The sequence below is a fragment of the Duganella sp. CF402 genome (assembly GCF_900109645.1).
In the GTDB taxonomy this organism is placed as follows: Bacteria; Pseudomonadota; Gammaproteobacteria; order Burkholderiales; family Burkholderiaceae_D; genus Rugamonas.
Map to the genome: position 1 here is coordinate 1 of NZ_FOBG01000012.1, position 2330 is coordinate 2330.

Genomic DNA, 2330 nt, shown 5'->3' on the forward strand with positions numbered 1-2330 from the left:
GGCCCGCTCAGTTTATCTGTGCGGGCCTTTTTGCATTTAGAACTTGTACATCGCGCTGACGCCGAGTACCCAGTTACGCTGAGGCGCCGCCTCGTAATAGCGCTTGTTGGCGTCGCCGACAATCACCGATCCCACATAGTTTTTATCCAGCAGATTATTCAGGCGCGCGAACTGCTTGAAGCGCCAGCCTTGCCATTGCTGGCTCGCCGCCACGCGCGCATTCAATAAGCCATATCCTGGCGCCGCTTTCTCTGCATTGCTGTCTTCAACGTAAACTTTGCCGGCAGCGACTGCTTCCAGCGCGGCGCCGACACGGCCGGCGCTTTCCTGCCACGCCAGCTCGCCATACAGATTCGCATTCGGTACGCCAGGCAAGCGCTTGCCGCTCGCGTACTCAGCGCGCAAGGCGGTCAGTGCGAGGCGTGTGCTCCATCCATCGCGCCATGAAGAATCGAGCGACAGTTCAGCGCCGCGCCGCGAGGTCTCGCCGCCATTGCGATAGCTGGTGCGGCCGCCGCTCGAACTGTCGACCACCAGCTCGTCATCGGTCTTCGCCTGGAACAGCGCCGCATTGATGCGCGTGCCGTCCAGTCGCGCTTTCACGCCCGCTTCCAAATGCCTGCTATGCGCCGGCTGCAAACGGAAATTGAACCCGCCACCGACGCCCGAATAGAACAGCTCATTGAGCGTTGGCGTTTCAAAGCCGCGCGCGGCGCTCGCGTACACATTCAGTTGCGGCGCCACGCGATACAGCACGCCCAGTACTGGCGTGGTTTGCCGATAGTCGAGCGCGCCGCTGTCATTGCCGTTGCTGAGGAAGTGATCGTCGACCGCGATCTTCACGCGGCTATGGCGCACGCCGACACTGAGCTGCCACGCGCCGCTGTCCCATTCCGTCTGCAGGTAGGGATCGAGATTGCTGACCGTGTCGTCTTCATCGCGACGCAGCGCGCCTTTCACGCCGAACTGCGTGCCGATGAAATTCTCATAGCCCTGGCGCGCGTCGTTGGAGCGACCGTATTCGACGCCGGCAGTCGTCGTCAGCTTGCCGGATGCGAGGCGCTGCACATGCGTCCAGTTGATCTCCGCGCCGGAGAAGTTGCGCCCGAAATTCACCACGCCGCCTGAATGCGTTACCGGCGCCTGGAACGCTTTGGAGAACGCCTGATACTGGATCACTTCGCGATTGCCGCCATATGCGGTGACATGCAAGCGGTCATCGCCAAAGCGCTGCTCCCATGTGGCGCCGATCTGTTGATGGTCGATGCTCTTGCGCGTGTTGTAGCGATCGGCCAAGGTGCGCTTGGGTGTCTGCGTATCGCTGGCGTCGGTCTCGCCCGCGCGCGGATCGCGCTGATAAGTGGACCACGTGACGCCGAGCGGATCCTGTGTGTCGTCCTGGCGCAATGCACTGGCGATGATGTTCAGCTTCGCACCATTGACCGGGGCCAGCGTCAGCTTCGCATACGCCTGGTCGCGGGTCGCCGCGCTGTGTGCGCGATAGCCATCGGTATCGAAGCGCGACGCATCGAGCACATATCCGATGCCAGCTTGCTGGCCTTGCGCATTGAGATCAGTCTTGTGTGTGCCGTAGCTGCCGGCGCCGGTGTTCAGCTCCACGGTAGGCGCGCCTTCGCCTTCCTTGCTGAACAGCTGAATCACGCCGCCGGCGTGATTGCCGTAGATGGCGGAGTAAGGACCGCGCAGCACTTCGATGCGTTCGGCCATATCGAGATTGAAGGTGGCGGCTTGTCCCTGGCCGTCCGGCATGCTGGCCGGGATGCCGTCCGCAATGAGATGCACACCGCGCACGCCGAAAGCCGCGCGCGCGCCGAAGCCGCGCGAAGAGATCTGCAAATCCTGCGCGTAGTTCTGGCGATTCTGCACCACCAGGCCAGGCACCGCAGCCAGCGCTTCGGATGCATTGACGCGCAGCTGGCTATCATCAATCACTACCGCATCGATGGAGGCCGGCACATCAAAGCTGGCGCGCTCGGTGCGGGTGCCGCTGATGACAACAACAGGCGCTTCCGCAGCAGCGGCAAGCAAGGCAATGGTGAGCAAGATGGCTTCCTTGGAAACGGTGAAAACGAAATATATCAAAAAGCCTTGCCAAGCATCTGCCGCCTTTGCTATAGTTCGGTCCCTCGCGAAACGAAGCAAACAAATGCTGAGTTAAGCGAAGAAAACGAAATAAAAGAAGAGCTTGACGAAATGTTTGAAACACTTCATAATCTTGCCTCTTCGCTGATGAACAAAACGCTTCTTCAGCTAGCTGTAAAAGATCTTTAAAAATCAACAGTCGATAAGTGTGGGCATTTGGTGCTGCA

1 protein-coding gene is annotated in these 2330 nt (G+C 60.1%); it reads right to left on the reverse strand.

Annotation, left to right across the window (positions count from 1 at the left end):
* Nucleotides 1-36: 36 nt before the first annotated feature.
* Entirely contained in the window at nt 37-2064 is a 2028-nt protein-coding gene (locus BMZ70_RS27805) for a TonB-dependent receptor family protein (RefSeq protein ID WP_229205625.1), read from the reverse strand.
* Between the last annotated feature and the right edge of the window lie 266 nt (nt 2065-2330).